This is a genomic window from Variovorax fucosicus (genome assembly GCF_030316825.1).
Taxonomy (GTDB): Bacteria; Pseudomonadota; Gammaproteobacteria; order Burkholderiales; family Burkholderiaceae_C; genus Variovorax; species Variovorax fucosicus.
In genome coordinates this window covers 447,370-465,374 of sequence record NZ_JASZYU010000003.1, presented here as the reverse complement: position 1 = coordinate 465,374, position 18,005 = coordinate 447,370, and the positions used below count along the sequence as shown (strand labels likewise).

The window sequence follows — 18,005 nt, the reverse complement described above, 5'->3', positions numbered from 1 at the left end:
GAAAGCGCTGCGCCGGCCCACCACGCAGATCAAGCTGCTGGTGCGGCCCAGGTCAATCTCGAGCCGATCAGCGAGTTGACGCAAGAGACGTGAAAACCCCATTGCTAGCCTTCCCCGATGACTTCGCAGCGCCTTTTCCATGACTGAAATCGTCTCTCTCGAGCGGCACGGCGATATCGCGGTGCTGACCATCTCGAACCCGCCGGTGAACGCGTTGTCGCCCGCCGTGATCGCCGGCCTGGACGCGGCGGTGAAGGCCTTCGAGGCCGATCGCGCGTACCGTGCGCTGCTGCTGCACAGCAGCGGCCGCACCTTCGTGGCGGGCGGCGACATCCGTTCCTTCGACGACCCCGATTTCTCGGCTGCGCTATTCAACGGCACGCTCGCGCGCATCGAGGCGCTCGACCGCCCGGTAGTAGCGGCGCTGCACGGCACCGTGCTCGGCGGCGGGCTCGAGCTAGCGCTGGCCTGCCACTGGCGCGTGGCGCTGCCGTCCACGAAGCTGGGCCTGCCCGAAGTCAAGCTCGGCATCCTGCCGGGCTCGCTGGGCACGCAGCGGCTGCCGCGCCTCACGGGCGTGAAGCTCGCACTCGACCTGATCGCCTCGGGCCGCAGCATCGGCGCCGAAGCCGCGCGCGCCGCGGGCATCGTCGACGAAGTGCACGAGGGCACGGCGCTCGAGGTCGGCCTGGCCTTCGTGCAGCAGCTGCTGGCCAAGGGCGCCGGCGCGCGCCGCACCAGCGAGCGCGCGGTGCCCGACGAAGGCCTGCCCGCGGACTTCTTCGCGCAGGCGCTGCACGAGGCCGAGACGCGCAAGCGCTTCTACCCCTCGGCACGCAACATCGTGCGGGCGGTGCAGGCCGCGGCCACGCTGCCCTTCGCCGAAGGCGAGGCGGCCGAGGCGCGGCTGTTCGAGGAACTGCGCGTCTCGCGCGAGTCGCAGGCCATGCGCCACCTGTTCTTCGCCGAGCGCCAGGCCGCGAAGATCCCGGGCCTGGCGCGCGAGGTGGCGCTGCGCCCGGTGCGCAGCATCGGCATCCTGGGCGCGGGCACCATGGGCGGCGGCATCGCGATGAACTTCGCCAGCGCCGGCATCCCGACGGTGCTGGTCGAGGCCACGCAGGCCGCGCTGGACCGCGGCATGGGCCTGATCCGGGCCAACTACGAGGCCAGCGCGGCCAAGGGCCGGCTCACCGATGCACAGGTCGCGCAGCGCATGGCACTGCTGCGCGGCACGCTCGACGATGCGGCGCTGGGCGCCTGCGACCTGGTGATCGAGGCGGTGTTCGAGAACATGGAACTCAAGAAGCAGGTCTGCGCGCGGCTCGGCCAGGTCTGCCGCCCCGGCGCGATCATCGCGACCAACACCTCGACGCTCGACGTCGACGTGCTGGCCGCGGCCACGGGACGCCAAGCCGACGTGGTCGGCATGCACTTCTTCAGCCCGGCCAACGTGATGCGCCTGCTCGAGGTGGTGCGCGGCGAGCACACCGCGCCCGAGGTGCTGGCCACGGTGATGCAGCTGGCGCGCACCATCGGCAAGGTGGCGGTGGTGTCGGGCGTGTGCTACGGCTTCATTGGCAACCGCATGGCCGAGGTCTACATGCGCGAGGCCGAGTTCCTGATGATGGAAGGCGCGAGCCCGTCGCAGATCGACGGCGCGGTCGAGGCGCTGGGCATGGCGATGGGCCCGTGCCGCATGCTCGACATGGCCGGCATCGACGTGGGCGCCAAGACCGTCATCGAATACGGCAAGGCCGGCGGCCTGCCGCCCGACGACAGCTACCGCGCGATGGTGCGCCGGATGTTCGAACTGGGCCGCTTCGGCCAGAAGACCGGCGCCGGCTACTACCGCTACGACGGCCGCAAGCCCGTGGATGACCCCGAGACCGCGCGCATCGCGGCCGAGATGGCCAAGGCCCACGGCATCGCGCGGCGCATGGACATCGGCGCCGAGGAAATCGTCGAACGGCTGCTTTATCCGCTGGTCAACGAGGGCGCGAAGATCCTGGAGGAGGGCATCGCCTACCGGCCCGGCGACATCGACATCGTCTGGACCGCGGGCTACGGCTTTCCCGACCACCAGGGCGGCCCGCTCTGGATGGCCGACCGCATCGGCCTGGCTGCCATCGTCGACCGGCTCGCGCACCAAGGCCGCACGCGCGGCAATGCCTTCGGCTACTGGACCGTGTCGCCGCTGCTGGCTTCGCTGGCGCGCGATGGCCTGCGCCTGTCCGACTGGGGCGCCTGAGCGGCCCGCTGCCTTCGTACCCACCCGACATCACAGAAAGAATCCCATGAAAGAAGCCGTCATCGTTTCCACCGCACGCACCGGCATCGGCCGTGCCTACAAGGGCGCGCTGAACCACACCAGGTCGCCGTCGATGCTGGCCCACGCCATCTCGCACGCGGTGCAGCGCGCCAAGGTCGACGGCGCCGAGATCGAGGACGCGGTCATCGGCTGCGTGCTGACCGGCGGCACGGCCGGCATGAACCTCGCGCGCAAGGCGGTGCTCGCGGCCGGGCTGCCCGTCACGGTATCGGGCCAGACCATGGACCGCCAGTGCGCCTCGGGTCTGATGGCCATCGCCACCGCGGCCAAGCAGGTGATGGTCGATGGCATGGACATCGTGATCGCGGGCGGCCACGACAACATCTCCGCGGTGCAGGAGGCCTACATGGCCTGGGTCGCGAAGGAGAAGGACCCGCGCTTGATCGCGCGCGCCCCCAACGCCTACATGCCGATGCTGCAGACGGCCGAGGTCGTCGCGAAGAAGTACGGCATCTCGCGCGAGTCGCAGGACCACTACTCGCTCGCTTCGCAGCAGCGCACGGCGGCGGCGCAGGCTGCCGGCCGCTTCGATGCCGAGATCGTGCCTTTCACCACCACCATGGCGGTGGTGGACAAGGCGACCAAGGAAGTGTCGTACCGCGAAGTCACGCTCGACCGCGACGAGGGCAACCGTCCCGAGACGACGCTCGAGGGGCTGATGTCGCTCAAGCCCGTGATCGAGGGCGGCGCGGTGACCGCGGGCAACGCGAGCCAGCTGTCCGACGGTGCCTCGGCCTGCGTGGTGATGGAGCGCGGCCTGGCCGAGCGCCGCGGCCTGGCGCCGCTGGGCAGCTACCGCGGCATGTCGGTCGCGGGCTGCGCGCCAGAGGAGATGGGCATCGGGCCGGTCTACGCGATCCCCAAGCTGCTCAAGCAGCACGGGCTCGCGGTCGACGACATCGGCCTGTGGGAGCTCAACGAGGCCTTCGCCTGCCAGGTGCTGTACTGCCGCGACCGGCTGGGCATCGATCCCGAGAAATACAACGTGAACGGCGGCGGCATCTCGATCGGCCATCCCTACGGCATGACCGGCGCACGCGTGGTCGGCCATGCGCTGATCGAAGGCAAGCGCCGCGGCGTGAAGTACGTGGTGGCCACGATGTGCGTGGGCGGCGGCATGGGCGCGGCGGCGCTGTTCGAGGTGGCCTGAGCCATCGGGACCCAGAAGAAAAAAGAGACGGAGACAGAACATGCAGCAGGACCAGACCCTGATCGACAGCCTGAAACGGCAACTGGCCGAGCGCCCCCACGCGATCGCCTACCGCAACGGCGAGCGGCGCCTGAGCTACCGCGACGTCGAGGCCCACACCAACCGCATCGCCAACGCGCTGGCCGCGGCAGGCGTGCAGCGCGACACGCGCGTCGCGCTGCTGACCAAGCAGCACATCGAATGCATCCTCGTCACGCTGGCCGCGTGCAAGTTGGGCGCGGTGTGCATGCCGGTCAACTGGCGGCTGTCGGCGCGCGAGATCGAATACATCGTCAACAACGGCGAGGCGCCGTTCCTCATGGCCGATGCAGAGTTCCTGCCGGCGGTGGAGAAGGCCGACATGCCGGGCGTGAAGACGCTGGTGTGCACCGGCGCGGCCACGGGCGGCGTGCTCTCGCTGGCCGACTGGTACGCAGGCGCATCCGATGCGTTCACGCCGGTGGCGGCCGGCACGCACGATGCCGCGCTGCAGCTGTACTCCTCGGGCACGACCGGCCTGCCCAAGGGCATCGTGCTCTCGCATGCGGGGCTGCTCTCGACCTCGCGCGTGGTGTCCAAGGAGTGGAAGTTCGACCACCGCCACGTGCTGGGCAACCCGCTGCCGGTGTTCCACGTCGCGGGCATGACGATGCTGCTGCTCACGCTCTACACGGGCGGCCAGACCTCGGCCTACGCGGAGTTCGATCCCAAGGCCTACCTGCGGGCCTTCGCGCAGCACGGCATCACGCACACCTTCGTGGTGCCCGCGATGATCCTTTTCATGCTGCAGGTGCCCGATGCGAAGTCGCACGACTTCGGCACGCTGCAGCTCATGGCCTATGGCGGATCGCCGGTGAGCGAGACGGTGCTGCAGCAGGCCTTCCAGGTCTTCGGCTGCGACTTCCTGCAGGTTTACGGCCTGACGGAGGTTTCGGGGCCCGCGACCTTCCTGTTTCCCGCGGACCACCGCGCGGGGAACGCCGAACTGCTGCGCTCGGCGGGCCGGCCCATCGGCGGCGGGCGGCTGCGCATCGTCGACCCGACCGGCCTGCAGGACCTGCCCGACGGCGAGGTCGGCGAGATCTGGATCGAGTCCGACCGCAACCTGAAAGAGTACTGGCGCAACCCGCAGGCCACGGCCGCGGCCTACCCCGAGGGCCGCAACGCCAACGGCAGCTGGTTCCGTTCGGGCGACGCCGGCTACCTCAAGGACGGCTACCTCTACATTAACGACCGCATCAAGGACATGATCCTTTCGGGCGGCGAGAACATCTACCCGGCCGAGGTCGAGAACGTGCTGATGCAGCACCCCGCCGTGGCCGACGGCGCGGTCATCGGCGTGCCCGATGCGACCTGGGGCGAGGCGGTCAAGGCCTGCGTGGTGCTGCGGCCCGGCGCCACCGCCGATGCGCGCGACATCATCGATTTCATGCGCGCCAACCTCGCGCACTACAAGTGCCCCAAGAGCGTCGACATCGTCGAGGCGCTACCGCGCAACCCCAGCGGCAAGGTACTGAAGCGCGTGCTGCGCGAGCCCTACTGGAAGGGGCAGGAGCGCGCCGTGGGCTAGGCACTGGGGCGCCGCGGCCTTCGCGCAGAAGCGGCCCGCGCAGTGGCAAGGCCGCTGAGCGCTCAGTTCAGCCTGAAGTCCGACATGCGCGGCAGCGTGCGCTCGCCCGACTTCTGCAGGTGCCGGCGCATGCGCTTTTCGGCCTTGTCCTGGTCGCCCTCGAGGATCGCCTCGGTGATGGCGCGGTACTCGGCCACCATCGAGCGCAGGTCGGCCGTCGTGAGCGAGTGGTAGAACTGCGCGCGGAACAGGTGGGCGCGCGCCTGCGGCAGCACGCGGTCGAGCTCGCTGCTGTTGGCGATCTCGAACATCACCTTGTAGTAGTTGGCGCGCTCGTCGAGTATGCGGTCGAGCGCCTCGGGGCTCTCGGCGTGGATCAGCTTCTGCGCCGCGGCCTCGAAGCGACGCGCGTTCTGGCCGACGCCGATGTTGGCCGCAGCCAGCCGGGCCGCAAGGCCTGATAGCACTTCCAGCACGCCCAGTAGGCTGGCCGCGTCCTCGCGCGAGAGCGAGCGGATCACCGCGCCGCGGTGCGGCGTGAGGTCGACCACGCCGCTCGAGGCGAGGATGCGCAGCGCCTCGCGCACCGTGCTGCGGCTCACGCCCAGGTCGCGCGTGAGGTCGGCCTCGATCAGCCGCTGGCCGACCGTGAAGCGGCGCATCAGGATGCCCTTGCTGATGGCGTCGGCCACGCGGTCGGGGGTGCTGCGCGGATGCGCGGTCTTCTCCTCGGCCGCCTTCTCCCTGGCGGCCTCGGGCCGGAAGGCGGATGCTTTCTCTGTGTTGTTCATGCGGCTCGCGCGGTGCGGATGAGGAACGGCCGGAACGCCGAAGGACGCCTCGATTTTAGGAGCAGCCGACCCGATGCCTCAAAGGGAAAGCACGGTGACCAAGCATTGATTGTCGGGCAATAAGTCCAGACAATCCAGGGTCAACAGGCGTCGTTCGGCCACTGCCGTTGCATCGAAGGAGACACCCCGCTTCGTAAGCCACAAGACGTCATGGACCTGCCACCGCTGGCACGGCGGCCGCAGCTTCGACGCCGATCTCTGCGTGGCCTACCAGAAGCAGGTGAACGCGGCACCTGTGCCGGCCGAGAAGCGCGAGCAGCTGCTCGCGCTGCATGCGGCCGGGCATTTCGGCATCGACGACGTGATCGATCCGCGCGGCACGCGCTCGGTGATCGCCGCCACCTCCGCGCGCTGCCTGCCGCGCAAGGCCAGCCGCGGCCGCCCCGACAAGCGGCACGGCATCTCGCCGATCTGACATGGTGTTTCTCCGGGGGAGGGCGGCGCAGGCCGCAGCGTCTGGACACAAGACGCTCCTCCGGACCCCGCCTACGCTGCGGGCATGTCGCCGAAGTCGCGATCCGAAAGGTCTCCCCGATGTCTTCCGCCGTGCTGCTGGACCGTCGCGACGGTATCGCCGTCATCACGCTGAACCGCCCCGAGCGCGCCAACGTGCTCGACCTGGAACTTGCCGCCGCGCTGATCGCGGCCGTCGAGGCGGTGGCCGAGGACGCCACCGTGCGCGCGCTGCTGCTGCGCGCCGAGGGCCGGCATTTCTGCGGCGGCGGCGACATCGACGACTTCGTGCGCTCGCGCGACGACATCGGCACGCTGCTCGACTCGCACATCCCGCCGCTGCACCGCGCGATCGAACGCCTCTCGGGGCTGCCGATCCCGGTGGTGAGCTCGCTCAACGGGCCCATCGGCGGCGGCGGCATCGGCCTTGCGCTGTGCGCCGACATCGTGCTGGCGGCGGAATCGATGAAGCTGCGCGGCGGCTACTCGGCCATCGGCCTTACGCCCGACGTGGGCGCCTCGTGGTTCCTCGCACGCCGCGTGGGCGTGGCGCGCGCCAAGGAGATCTTCCTGACCAACGAGCCGCTGTCGGCGCAGCGCTGCCTCGACTGGGGCATCGTCTCGGCGGTCTGGCCCGATGCAGAGTTGGGTGCCCGCGCTGCCGAACTGATCGCGTCGTTGGCCCGCGGCGCCACGGGCGCGCTCGGGCGCACCAAGCGGCTGGTCGACACTGCGCCGCTGCATTCGCTGGCCGAGCACCTGGACCACGAACACTGCGCCATGGTCGCATCGGGCCGCACGGCCGATGCGGTCGAGGGCGTCACCGCATTTGCCGAGAAGCGGGCGCCGGTCTTCGGTCGCAAGCCTTCCTGAGCCGATCACCACCCAAAGAAGGAGACATCGATGTTGCGTAGAAACCTGATCACCACGGCCCTGCTGCTCGGAGCAGCCGGCCACGCCCTTGCCCAAGGCAGGGGAGTGAGCGACAGCGAGATCGTGCTGGGCACGATCACCGACCTGTCGGGCCCAATCGCCAACTACGGCAAGGAGTCCCGCAACGGCATGAACATGGCCGTCGAGGAGATCAACGCCAAGGGCGGCATCCAGGGCCGCAAGATCCGGCTGGTGGTCGAGGACCATGGCTACGAGCCCAAGCGCGCGGTGCTGGCCGCGCAGAAGCTGATCACACAGGAGAATGTGTTCGCGATCCTCGGGCATCTGGGCACCGCGACCAACATGGCGGCGCTGCCCTTTCTGATCGAGAACAAGGTCTTCAACTTCATGCCGCAGGGCGCCTCGAAGGACCTGTACGAACCGCCGAGCCCGTACAAGGTCGCGCTTGCGCCGTCGTACTTCTCGATGTCGGCCTCGACGCTCGACTTCATGATGAAGAAGAAGCCGTACAAGCGCGTCGGCGTGATCTACCAGGACGACGACTACGGCCGCGAAGCCTTCGAGGGCGTCGAGGCCTACCTCAAGGCCAAGGGCATGGCGGTGGCCGAGAAGACCACCTACAAGCGCGGCGCCACCGATTTCTCGTCGCAGATGGCGCGGCTCAAGTCGGCCAACTGCGACCTGGTCTTCAACGCCTCGACCCTGCGCGAATTCATCGGATCGGTGGGCGAGGCGCGCAAGATCGGCTTCAGCCCCGACTTCCTGGGCACGGCGGCCAACTACTCGCAGCAGGTGCCCACCCTGGGCGGCGCGACCATGGAAGGCGTGTACGGCGCGACCTTCATTCCCTTGCCCTATGCTGACGATGCCAACCCGGCGGTGCGCGAATGGTCCGCGGCCTACAAGAAACGCTTCGGCGACGACCCGGGCCTGTACTCAATGTATGCCTACTACGCGATGACGACCTTCGCCAAGGTGGCGGACAAGGCCGGCAAGAAGCTCACAGCCGAGAGCTTCAACGCCGCGATGGAAGCCACCAAGCTTGGCCCCGACGCGCTGGGCAACCCGGGCTTCAACGTCTCGAAGGACAACCGGCTGAGCAACCAGAAGGTGCGCATGACCCAGATCGTCAACGGCAAGTGGGTGCTGGCGAGCGAGTACCTCGAACCGGTCGGCATATCGAAGTGAAAGCCCTGGACCTGGCGCCGCGGCGGCGCATCGGCCGCGTGGCGCTCGGGGACGTGCTGCACCGCGCGACACGCCGCTTCGGCGCGTGCGCCGCGTTGGTCAAAGGCGGGCACCGCACCAGTTTCCGCACGCTCGACGAGGATGCCAACCGCAAGTCGCCGCTGTGCCTGCGCGGCACCAAGGAAATGATTTCCTACGTACGCGATCGGCCGGTGGCCGATGGCCTCAACTACATCGCCACCTGGAACGCCGCGATGCTGTATTCCGAGGACCTGGACGAGGCCCGGCGCGCCGCGCGCCCACCTTCCGCGACTGAAACCGGTGCCAGGGGCGGGCCCGCTCTTGCACTGTCGCGCAGGCGATCGTCGGCGTAACCCTCTGGTAGATTGTCAGACAATAATGCCATACCATTCTTCGCACGAGAGGTCGTGAATGTTGAATGAAGCGGCTGTGATTCCATCCCCCGACACCCCCAGGGCCATCGACCTGCAGGCGCTGTCGACGTGGCTGCAGGCCCACATCCCGGGCTTTCGCGGCACTGCGACGCTGCAGCGCTTCAAGGGCGGCCAGTCGAACCCGACCTACCTGCTGACGGACGCGGCCGCCACGCGCTACGTGCTGCGCAAGAAGCCGGACGGCGAACTGCTGCCCTCGGCCCACGCGATCGACCGCGAGTACCGCGTGATCGCCGCGCTGGGCGGCAGCGAGGTGCCGGTGGCGCGCGCGCTGGGCTACTGCGCCGACGCCTCGGTGATCGGCACGCCCTTCTACGTGATGGCCTTCGTCGAGGGCCGCGTGCTCTGGGACCCGGCCCTGCCCGGTTGCGGGCGCGCCGAGCGCGGCGTGATCTACGACGACATGAACCGCGTGGTGGCCGCGCTGCACGGCGTGGACCCGGCCGCGGTCGGGTTGGCAGACTACGGTCGCAGCCGCGGTTTCGTCGCGCGCCAGATCGGCCGCTGGACCGCGCAGTACCAGGCCTCGGTCACCGAGCCGATCCCGGCGATGGAGCGGCTCATCGAATGGCTGCCCGCGCACGTGCCGCCCAGCGACGAGACCTGCATCTTCCATGGCGACCTGCGCATCGACAACATGATCTTCCACCCGAGCGAGCCGCGCGTACTGGCTGTGCTCGACTGGGAACTGTCGACGCTGGGCCATCCGCTAGCGGACTTCGCTTACCACGCGCTGCCCTGGCGGCTGACGGCCGCGCAGTTCCGCGGCATGGCCGGCGTCGACCATGCCGCGCTGGGCATTCCCGACGAGCGCAGCTACCTCGACGCCTACTGCCGACGCACCGGCCGCGCGCCGGTCGATCCCGCGCACTGGGAGTTCTACCTGGCCTACAGCATGTTCCGGCTGGCCGCGATCCTGCAGGGCATCCTGAAGCGCGCGCTGGACGGCACGGCCTCGAGCGCCGAGGCGCGCGAGACGGGCGCCAAGGCGCGGCCCATCGCTGAGGCCGCCTGGCGCCAGGTCGAAGCCCATTTCCCATGCGGCGAGCGCTAGCGGCGCACCTCCTTCTTTCCGCGCACCGCGCCATCGGCAATACGCCACCCAGAAAGGTTCATGTGTTCGAGTTCTCGCCCAAGGTTCAGGATCTGCAGAAGCGCCTCGTCGCGTTCATGGAAGAACATATCTATCCCAACGAGGAGCGCTACTACCGCGAGGCCGAGACGCTGGGCCCCTGGAAGGTCGCGCCTGTGCTCGACGAGCTCAAGCCAAAGGCGCGCTCGGCCGGCCTGTGGAACCTGTTCCTGCCCGAGTCGGCGCACGGGGCGGGCCTGACCAACTTCGAGTACGCGCCGCTGTGCGAGATCATGGGCCGCTCGCACCTCGCGCCCGAGGTCTTCAACTGCTCGGCGCCCGACACCGGCAACATGGAAGTGCTGGCGCGCTACGGCACGCCCGAGCACCAGGAGCGCTGGCTCAAGCCCTTGCTGGCGGGTGAAATCCGCTCCTGCTTCGCGATGACCGAACCGGGCGTGGCCTCGAGCGACGCGACCAACATCGAGTCGAGCATCGTGCGCGACGGCGACCACTACATTGTCAACGGGCACAAGTGGTACACCACGAACGCCACCGACCCGCGCTGCAAGATCGGCATCTTCATGGGCAAGTCCGACCCGGACAACGCCGACCGCCACAAGCAGCAGTCGATGATCCTTGTGCCCATGGACACGCCCGGCGTGAAGGTGGTGCGGCCCATTGCGGTGTTCGGCTTCTACGGCGTGCCGGACCGCGCCTCGGAGGTGCTGTTCGAGAACGTGCGCGTGCCGGCCTCGAACATGCTGCTGGGAGAGGGCCGGGGCTTCGAGATCGCGCAGGGCCGGCTCGGCCCGGGGCGCATCCACCACTGCATGCGGCTGGTCGGCCTGGCCGAGCGCATGCTCGAGCGCATGTGCAAGCGCAGCCTGTCGCGCGTGGCCTTCGGCAAAACCATCGCGCAGCAGGGCGTGACGCTCGAGCGCATCGCGCACTCGCGCATCCTGATCGAGCAGTCGCGCCTGCTCACGCTCAACGCCGCGCACCGCATGGACACCGTGGGCAACAAGGTCGCCAAGGCCGACATCGCGATGATCAAGGTGGCGGCGCCGCAGATGGCCTGCCAGGTGATCGACTGGGTGATCCAGGCGCACGGCGGCGGCGGCACCAACAACGATCTGGGCATCGCCTCGGCCTACGCGACGGCGCGCCTGCTGCGCTTGGCCGACGGCCCGGACGAGGTGCATTGCGCGCAGCTTGGCAAACTGGAGCTCGCCAAGTACCGTTGACCACTTGACGCAAGCCTTGACGCGGGGCGGCCGATATAAACAGGAGACAACACCATGCAGATTCAGATCGATCCGAGCCAATTGCAGCCCTCGCGGGGCACCTCTCCAGCGCTCTCTGAGCGCGTGATGTGGCTGAACGCCGATCGCGTGCTCTATGTCGGTCTGCTGGGCGTGCCGTCGGTGCGCACCTTCGGCGCCTTCAGCATCTACGTGTCGCTGCGCAGCCCGCACCGCATCTGCGTGGACGGCGGCGAGTGGGAGGAGACGCTGCTGTCGGTCGTGCCGCCCTACGTGGGCCACCGCATCGAGTCCGAGGACCGGATGATCTGCAACATCCTGATCGAGTCGGAGACCGTGCGCCTGCGCGACCTGCCCGAGCACATCCGAACCGGCCGCGGCGCGGTGCACGACGCCGAGGCGCTCGCGACCATGCGCGATGCGCTGGACAGGTTCAAGCGCTGCGCCACGCGCCAGTACGCGCGCACCGAGGAATTCGACGAGAACTTCTTCGGCGGCGCGCTGCCGGCCCGCGCGATCGACAAGCGCGTGGACGCGGTGGTCGACAAGATCAAGTGCGACCCTAACAGCCACACCTCGGCCGAGGAGTGCGCGGTGGCCTGCCACCTGTCGGTGTCGCGCTTCCTGCACCTGTTCAAGGTCGAGGTGGGCTCGCCGTTCCGCAGCTTCCGCACCTGGCAGCGCGCGCGCAGCGTCCTCTACTACGTGACGCAGAACGCCAACCTCACGAACATCGCGCTGGACGTCGGCTATCCCGACGCGACGCACTTCAGCCATTCGATCCGCCAGATCTACGGCCTCACGCCCAAGTCGATCTTCGCGGGTTGCCGCCGGTTGGCGCTGTACGGCAGCGGCGCGGCCGCATCGCCGCGCTCGGGCTTCAACTGACGGCGGCACGCCCCTTTCCTTCACCGACACAGAGCACCCATGCAGCTTGGCATTGATTTCACGGACCGTCACGTCGTCGTCTTCGGCGGCACCACGGGCATCAACTTCGGCATCGCGGAGGCCTTCGCGCGCCAGGGCGCGCGCGTGACCGTGGCCAGCCGCAAGCGCGAGAACGTGGATGCGGCCGTGGATTCGCTGGGCCGCCACGGCGGCGCCGTGCATGGGGTGGTGGCGGACGTGCGCGACTTCGACGCGGTGGGCAGGGCCTTCGCCGAGTCGGTGGCCAGGTTCGGCCCGATCGACGTGTTGATCTCGGGCGCCGCGGGCAACTTCCTGTGCGAGGCCAAGGACATGTCGTCCAACGGCTTCAAGGTGGTGGTGGACATCGACCTGGTCGGCACCTTCCACGTGCTGCGTCAGGCGCATGCGCACCTGCGCAAGCCGGGCGGGGCGGTGATCAACATCACCGCGCCACAGTCCTTCGTGCCGATGCGCTACCAGGCGCATGCGAGCGCGGCCAAGGCCGGCGTCGACCAGTTCACGCGCGTGCTCGCGCTGGAGTGGGGCGGCGAGGGCGTGCGGCTCAATTCGATCTCGCCAGGCCCGATCGACGGCACCGAGGGCTTCCGCAAGCTCATGGCGCCGACCCCCGAAGACCGCGAGTTCGCGCGCACCCAGGTGCCGCTGCAGCGCTTCGGTTCGCTCGACGACATCGCCAATCTAGCGCTGTTCCTGGCCTCGCCCTATGCGGCTTACATCTCCGGCGCGATCGTGCCCTGTGACGGCGGCGGCGCGTTTGAGAGCGTCAAGCCTGCACTCGAAGCGGCGGGCAGATCGCTTTCAACTTCATGGGTCGCATAGCGTTCACTTGAATCGCCCTGGCATTGAACTGGCCCCCAGACGTTGGACAGTCACGATCCCGCCTATCAGGCGGTGCTTCGCAGCCGGTATTCCGCGGGGCTGAGCTCGCGCAATCCGCGCTCCAAGAGCAAAGTACTCGGCTTTTGGCGTACCGAAGAAGCGCTCGATCACCTCATTGTCAAAGCAGTTGCCCTTGCGGCTCATGCTTGCGGCACTCCGCGTCATCCACTTCCCGCACAGGCAAGGCCCCGATCGTGGGCAGGATGTCCTTGTCGAAAGTTCGACGGAGTTCGGCGTTCCCGTCGTGCCGACTGACGTCGCGGCCGCTCAGAGAGAACATTCGACCGTCACATAGTCTGCGGGCGTGTTGATCTCTATCAGCTCGAGGTCGTCAGACTGTCGAATGACGTTGTGCGCCACTCCGGCGGGCTGACTGAGGCAAGAGCCGGCAACGACGGTCACCGGTTCGGGTATGCCGTCAAACCTGAATTCGACCCAACCTTTCAGCACGTAAACGAAGTGCGCGGTCATGTCGTGCCAATGCCAACCGGTCTCCTTGCCGAACGGCTGGACAGCGCGGATGTGCTTGGCGCTGATGCGACCACCTGAAGCATCCGCCATTCCGAGATCCCGGTACTCAACATTGGCGCGAGGACCATCCCGATGAAAGCGGTTGTCCTCGAGAGGGGTGAGAACAAATTTGGATTTCGCCTGGTCAAGCGGCAATGGACCTGGGTATCGCGCAGTCTTGCTCATCGAATTTCCTTTCAGTTGATTGCTCAGCGACTGCGATAGAGATGCGCGGCGCTGGCGTAGGTGGCGAGGGGTGGTTGGTCGGATCACACAGCAATCGGCACAAGAGTCTGGAGCGCACCCCCTTGCCGCGCCGAAGCGTAGGCCGCGTCCATGACCTGCATCATTGCCTCGGCGTCGCGCAATGACGCGATCGGTTTTGCACCGGTGCGACATTCAGAAAGCACCCGTTTGACGAACAGCGGGTAGTAGGCGTCGGTTTCCAGCCCGAGACGCAGGCTCCGAGTGCCGGCGGCAAGATTGGTTCGGTCGCGGATCTCGATCCGATCGGGGCCCGATTTCGCGTACATGCGATCGGACGAAAGGGTGAATGAGAATTCGCGCTGTTCGTCTGAAGTGCTGGGGAAGCTGTATCCGGTCTCCACGAGTCCGATCACGCCATCCTCGGTTTGCATCGTCAGCAACGAGTAGTCCTCAATCGCGCCCCGGTGCGTCCGAGAGTTCATGGTGGCAGAGACGCGCGTGATCTCCTTGCCGGTCAGCAATCTAAAGAAGTCTATGAAGTGCGTCGCGACATTGATCGTGGACCCGCCACCTGAAAACGCGGGATCGAGCGCCCAGCCTGCGCCCGCGGCTTCATAACGACCGGGCGGACCTACGATGAAACGGAAGGACATGTAGTTGAAGTCCGACGGGACACGGCCCTCGGCACCGTTGACCGCGCTGAGCAGGTCGCTCATGCGAAAGATGAGCGGTACCGCGCAATAAAGATCGGCTTCCTCGGTCAGTTTCCGCAGCCGGGTAACCTGCGACATGGCGACACCGCAGGGCTTCTCCAGCGCAAACGGAATTCGCCGCGCGATCACCGCTTCCGCGAGCGTCGGCATTTCGGAATGCCGACCGAACACAAACGCGAAATCGACTTCCTCGCGCTCGAGCAGCTCATAGGCCGACGAGTACAGCCTGCTCCCGAATCGCGCGGCAATTGCCTCTCCCTTGGCATGCTCCGCATCCGAAACGGCAACCACCTCGATCCCGGGCGTCTCGAGCGCATCAAGATAGAGCGGAACATGCCAATGGCTGGCTTCCAGCAATGCGACTTTCATGCGTGTTTTCCCCTCGTGCAGCCAGCCGCACAGCATGCTGCGGCAACCCTGGCAAGCCTATTCATGACATCTTCCTTTCATTCAGATGGCCACAACTGCGTGGTTTCGGGCCCGTTCGGTAGTGACTTACCGTCAGGTCGGTAATCGAATCCAAGAAAGCGAAGGGCATGCAGTGCCTGCCCTTCATGCATCGGGCGTCCGCCTTGGGTACGACAACCGCGTGCATCGGCGGCGCGGCAAAGCGGCGTCGGCTCGGGCGCATTGATGATGTCTACGACGATGCTGCCGGGATCCAATCGCTCGGGATTCACGGGCAAGGGGTCGTGCGTGCGCATACCCAGCGGCGTGGCATTGATGACGATCTCGAATCCGCATGGATCGGCTGAACCGGAATTTGTGGTGCAACCGGTTGCGGCGGCGACGGATGTGGCGAGTTCATCGGCGCGGCGCTCGTCGATATCGAAGATGGTCAACGCCCGGGCCCCCGCAGAAGCGACTGCAAATGCGATAGCTCTGCCTGCACCTCCGGCGCCTACGAGAAGAACGGACTTGTTCACCGGGTCATTGCCTTCCCACTGCATGCCAAGCACACAACCGAGGCCATCGAAGATGGCCCCGACCCAACGCCCATCCTTGTCGCAGCGGATGACGTTGAGTGCGCCAACCTGACGAGCAGTCGGATGCAGTTCGTCGACAAAGGACAGCATCCGTTGCTTGTGGGGCATCGTGACCAGCACGCCGGAGAGATTCCCCAACGCCCGTGCACCGGTGACAAATGCGGGCAGGTCATCGTCCTTGACCGCGAATGGCACGCAAACCGCGTCTGCGCGCTGTTCGATGAAGAGCCGGTTCAACAGTTCGGGCGACTTGGCTGTCGTCAGCGGATCCCCCACCAATCCATAGAGGCGGGTGCTTCCTGTGATCTGGGCCATCATGCTTTGGACAGCGCTTCCGCGTAGCGCGTGCGCACCTCGAGCGCCACGGCGGCCGGCTGCAGGTCTTTCAGGATCATGCGCTGGAAGGCTTCGCCGCAGATCTGATTGAAGGTGGACTGGATGATGGAGTAGTTCACCATGCGGCCGCGTTGTTCGACCAACGCTTTCCAGCCCAGCTGGTCCTGCGCTTCCGGCGTCTTGAAGTAGGCATCGTTGTAAGCACTGGCGCGCGCCACCACTTCGCCGCCGCGTGCCGCAAGCGCCTGCGCCGCCGGGCTGGCCATGAACTTGACGAATTCCCATGCGCCAGCCTGACGCGGCGAATAGCGGTTGATGCACATCTGGAAGCCGTACACCGCGTGCTTGGCGTTTGGCTCCACCGAAGGGGCCGGTGCCCAGGCCAGGTCATTGGAAACGGCCGCCTTCAGGCCGCGATAGCGGTACAGCCCGAAGGTGGCGGAGGCGACCGTGCCCGCACGCATCCCATCCTGCAGCTCGTTGTAGGCGAACTGCAGGCTCACGGGTGTCGCAGCCTTCTTCTGGAACAGATCCTTGACGATGCTGGCGGCCAGCAGCAGCCGCTTCTCGCTAAAGCCGATCTCGCGGCCGCTCGGCACGAAGAAGGGGTCGCTGTTGCCCGCCACGATGGAGCTCACGATGAATTCCATGAAGGCCTGCGCACCGCCGATGCCGCCGCTCAGGCCGATCGGGACCCCGTAGGCCATCTGGTTCTGCTTCGTCAGCAAAGGGCCGAGGGCGCTCACCTCTTCGTACGTGCGCGGGGGCGTCGCGACCTTCGCTTCATCGAACTTGCTCTTGCGATAGACGTAGATCGGAATCCGGTAGTCCTGCTGCAAGCCCCAGATCTTGCCGTTGACGCGGGTCTGGTCAATGTTGATCAGCCAGTCCGTGATGTCCACTTTGTCGCGCGCGATCAGCTCGTCGATGGACAGCAGCGAGCCGGTGGACACGAACTCCGGCATCTGGAAGTTGTTCACCCGGATCACGTCTGGACTGTCCGACTTGGCGCGCGCCGCGCGCACGCCGTTCTGGCCCGCCGGATCCACGACGACTCGCACCTTCACGCGCGGCTGGCTGGCCTCGAAGGCGGCGATCATCTGCGTCTGCGCCGCCGCGCGCGGATCGTTGGTGTTCGCCGGGTCGAGGAAGGTGTCGTAGGCGATCGTCTCGGTGGTCTGCGCGAAGGCCCGGCCAGCCGGAGCGCCCAGCACGGCGGCCATGCCTCCCAAGAAGATGCGCCGGCTGGTGCGGGGTGCGCTCTGTTGTTCGGTCACGCAGATCGGGGGGTGTTCGTTCATGATGTCTCCTGTTATTGAAGTGGGCATGGGGCGGACTAGCCCTTTACGGCACCGGCGGTCAGGCCGTTGATGAACCATCGCTGCGCGAGAACGAAGATGGCGACGATGGGAAGGGAGGAGATCACGGCATAGGCCATGACGTAAGACCACGTGATGCCGATGCTGTCGAACACCTGGTTGACGAGCGCGACCTGCATCGTGCGGTGGGCGACCTCGGGGGCGAACGCGGCGACGGTGATGTAGTCGTTCCAGGTCGTGACCAGGCCGATGACAGCACTGGCGGCGATGCCGGGCCGCACCAGCGGCAGGATGATGCGGGTGAAGGTCTGCCAATGGTTGGCACCGTCCACCTGGGTGGCCTCGTCCAGCTCGCGCGGCACGGCGTCGACGAAGTTCTGCATGAACCACACCGTCTGTGGCACCAGTCGCGCCGCCTGCACAACGATGATGACGGCGGCGTTGTTCAGCAGGCCCAGGGCATCCAGCAGGAAGTAGGTGGGCACCAGCAGCGCGACGCCCGGAATCATGGAGGTGGCCAGGATCATCAGCATCACGGTGCGCTTGCCGCGAAACTCGAAACGCGACGCGGCGTAGCCTGCGGGTGCGGCCAGCAGCACAGCAAGCAGCACCGCGCCCACCGCATACAACACCGAGTTGAAGAGGTCGGAGCCGAAGGTCTGATTCCGGAACACGGCTGCATACGCGGACAGGCTCGGATCGGTCGGCAGGAAGGTCGGCGGGTAGGCCATGACGTTGGCCTCGCTCTTGAGCGAGGTGAGCACGGCCCAAGACAGCGGAATCATCACGGCCAGGACCAGGACGGCGAGTACCGCCCAGGACAGCATCTTTTCGGAGCGGCGGATATGCATGGTGT

17 protein-coding genes are annotated in these 18,005 nt (G+C 67.1%); 11 read left to right on the top strand and 6 right to left on the bottom strand.

Annotation, left to right across the window (positions count from 1 at the left end):
• Positions 1 to 139: 139 nt before the first annotated feature.
• The 3 genes from QTI05_RS19725 to QTI05_RS19715 are packed head-to-tail and all read left to right on the top strand — an operon-like array spanning position 140 to position 5,091.
• Positions 140 to 2,251 carry a 3-hydroxyacyl-CoA dehydrogenase NAD-binding domain-containing protein gene (locus tag QTI05_RS19725; protein WP_286620437.1) on the top strand — a complete coding sequence of 704 codons (2,112 nt, stop codon included), beginning with the start codon at positions 140 to 142 and terminating at the stop codon, positions 2,249 to 2,251.
• A gap of 46 nt (positions 2,252 to 2,297) precedes the next feature.
• Complete coding sequence (locus QTI05_RS19720; RefSeq protein WP_286620436.1) at positions 2,298 to 3,482, top strand: acetyl-CoA C-acyltransferase; 1,185 nt, start codon at positions 2,298 to 2,300, stop codon at positions 3,480 to 3,482.
• Between the two features lie 40 nt (positions 3,483 to 3,522).
• Entirely contained in the window at positions 3,523 to 5,091 is a 1,569-nt protein-coding gene (locus tag QTI05_RS19715) for a long-chain-fatty-acid--CoA ligase (protein ID WP_286620434.1), read from the top strand.
• 62 nt (positions 5,092 to 5,153) lie between these two features.
• Here the strand turns inward: QTI05_RS19715 and QTI05_RS19710 are convergent, their stop codons facing one another.
• Positions 5,154 to 5,882, bottom strand: coding sequence for a GntR family transcriptional regulator (locus QTI05_RS19710; protein ID WP_286620432.1), 729 nt, complete (start codon positions 5,880 to 5,882; stop codon positions 5,154 to 5,156).
• 262 nt (positions 5,883 to 6,144) lie between these two features.
• Between QTI05_RS19710 and QTI05_RS19705 the strand changes: the two genes are divergently transcribed.
• The 8 genes from QTI05_RS19705 (at position 6,145) to QTI05_RS19670 (ending at position 13,018) form a co-directional block, all read left to right on the top strand.
• Positions 6,145 to 6,357: a hypothetical protein gene (locus QTI05_RS19705; protein ID WP_286620431.1), complete on the top strand. Its 213-nt coding sequence runs from the start codon at positions 6,145 to 6,147 to the stop codon at positions 6,355 to 6,357.
• Between the two features lie 119 nt (positions 6,358 to 6,476).
• Complete coding sequence (locus tag QTI05_RS19700; protein WP_286620429.1) at positions 6,477 to 7,268, top strand: enoyl-CoA hydratase-related protein; 792 nt, start codon at positions 6,477 to 6,479, stop codon at positions 7,266 to 7,268.
• Positions 7,269 to 7,298: 30 nt separating this feature from the next.
• Entirely contained in the window at positions 7,299 to 8,477 is a 1,179-nt protein-coding gene (locus QTI05_RS19695) for an ABC transporter substrate-binding protein (RefSeq protein WP_286620427.1), read from the top strand.
• Positions 8,474 to 8,851 carry a hypothetical protein gene (locus QTI05_RS19690; RefSeq protein WP_286620424.1) on the top strand — a complete coding sequence of 126 codons (378 nt, stop codon included), beginning with the start codon at positions 8,474 to 8,476 and terminating at the stop codon, positions 8,849 to 8,851. The genes QTI05_RS19695 and QTI05_RS19690 overlap by 4 nt, the downstream gene beginning before the upstream one ends.
• 76 nt (positions 8,852 to 8,927) lie before the next feature.
• Positions 8,928 to 9,986, top strand: a complete 1,059-nt coding sequence (locus tag QTI05_RS19685) for a phosphotransferase (protein ID WP_286657842.1) — start codon at positions 8,928 to 8,930, stop codon at positions 9,984 to 9,986.
• A 116-nt stretch (positions 9,987 to 10,102) separates the two neighbouring features.
• Positions 10,103 to 11,251, top strand: coding sequence for an acyl-CoA dehydrogenase family protein (locus tag QTI05_RS19680; RefSeq protein WP_444812947.1), 1,149 nt, complete (start codon positions 10,103 to 10,105; stop codon positions 11,249 to 11,251).
• 54 nt (positions 11,252 to 11,305) lie between these two features.
• Complete coding sequence (locus QTI05_RS19675; protein WP_286620420.1) at positions 11,306 to 12,157, top strand: helix-turn-helix transcriptional regulator; 852 nt, start codon at positions 11,306 to 11,308, stop codon at positions 12,155 to 12,157.
• A 39-nt stretch (positions 12,158 to 12,196) separates the two neighbouring features.
• On the top strand, positions 12,197 to 13,018 hold the full coding sequence (locus QTI05_RS19670; protein WP_286620419.1) for an SDR family oxidoreductase: 822 nt from the start codon (positions 12,197 to 12,199) through the stop codon (positions 13,016 to 13,018).
• Positions 13,019 to 13,345: 327 nt separating this feature from the next.
• On the opposite strand, the gene QTI05_RS19665 is transcribed toward QTI05_RS19670, so the two are convergent.
• The 5 genes from QTI05_RS19665 to QTI05_RS19645 form a co-directional block, all read right to left on the bottom strand.
• On the bottom strand, positions 13,346 to 13,774 hold the full coding sequence (locus QTI05_RS19665; RefSeq protein WP_286620417.1) for a cupin domain-containing protein: 429 nt from the start codon (positions 13,772 to 13,774) through the stop codon (positions 13,346 to 13,348).
• 83 nt (positions 13,775 to 13,857) lie between these two features.
• Positions 13,858 to 14,877, bottom strand: a complete 1,020-nt coding sequence (locus tag QTI05_RS19660) for a Gfo/Idh/MocA family protein (protein ID WP_286620416.1) — start codon at positions 14,875 to 14,877, stop codon at positions 13,858 to 13,860.
• A 77-nt stretch (positions 14,878 to 14,954) separates the two neighbouring features.
• Positions 14,955 to 15,812, bottom strand: a complete 858-nt coding sequence (locus QTI05_RS19655; RefSeq protein ID WP_286544414.1) for a shikimate dehydrogenase family protein — start codon at positions 15,810 to 15,812, stop codon at positions 14,955 to 14,957.
• A complete protein-coding gene (locus QTI05_RS19650) occupies positions 15,809 to 17,131 on the bottom strand; it encodes an ABC transporter substrate-binding protein (protein WP_286620414.1) in 1,323 nt (440 codons plus the stop codon). The genes QTI05_RS19655 and QTI05_RS19650 overlap by 4 nt, the downstream gene beginning before the upstream one ends.
• Positions 17,132 to 17,166: 35 nt before the next feature.
• Entirely contained in the window at positions 17,167 to 18,000 is an 834-nt protein-coding gene (locus tag QTI05_RS19645; protein ID WP_286620412.1) for a carbohydrate ABC transporter permease, read from the bottom strand.
• Positions 18,001 to 18,005 lie beyond the last annotated feature (5 nt).

Coding starts and splice junctions, on each gene's coding strand:
- QTI05_RS19720 (WP_286620436.1), top strand. CDS start 2,298: ATGAAAGAAGCCGTCATCGTTTCCACCGCACGCACCGGCATCGGCCGT.
- QTI05_RS19660 (WP_286620416.1), bottom strand. CDS start 14,877: ATGAAAGTCGCATTGCTGGAAGCCAGCCATTGGCATGTTCCGCTCTAT.
- QTI05_RS19665 (WP_286620417.1), bottom strand. CDS start 13,774: ATGAGCAAGACTGCGCGATACCCAGGTCCATTGCCGCTTGACCAGGCG.
- QTI05_RS19715 (WP_286620434.1), top strand. CDS start 3,523: ATGCAGCAGGACCAGACCCTGATCGACAGCCTGAAACGGCAACTGGCC.
- QTI05_RS19670 (WP_286620419.1), top strand. CDS start 12,197: ATGCAGCTTGGCATTGATTTCACGGACCGTCACGTCGTCGTCTTCGGC.
- QTI05_RS19650 (WP_286620414.1), bottom strand. CDS start 17,131: ATGAACGAACACCCCCCGATCTGCGTGACCGAACAACAGAGCGCACCC.
- QTI05_RS19675 (WP_286620420.1), top strand. CDS start 11,306: ATGCAGATTCAGATCGATCCGAGCCAATTGCAGCCCTCGCGGGGCACC.
- QTI05_RS19695 (WP_286620427.1), top strand. CDS start 7,299: ATGTTGCGTAGAAACCTGATCACCACGGCCCTGCTGCTCGGAGCAGCC.
- QTI05_RS19700 (WP_286620429.1), top strand. CDS start 6,477: ATGTCTTCCGCCGTGCTGCTGGACCGTCGCGACGGTATCGCCGTCATC.
- QTI05_RS19710 (WP_286620432.1), bottom strand. CDS start 5,882: ATGAACAACACAGAGAAAGCATCCGCCTTCCGGCCCGAGGCCGCCAGG.
- QTI05_RS19725 (WP_286620437.1), top strand. CDS start 140: ATGACTGAAATCGTCTCTCTCGAGCGGCACGGCGATATCGCGGTGCTG.
- QTI05_RS19680 (WP_444812947.1), top strand. CDS start 10,103: ATGGAAGAACATATCTATCCCAACGAGGAGCGCTACTACCGCGAGGCC.
- QTI05_RS19645 (WP_286620412.1), bottom strand. CDS start 18,000: ATGCATATCCGCCGCTCCGAAAAGATGCTGTCCTGGGCGGTACTCGCC.
- QTI05_RS19655 (WP_286544414.1), bottom strand. CDS start 15,812: ATGATGGCCCAGATCACAGGAAGCACCCGCCTCTATGGATTGGTGGGG.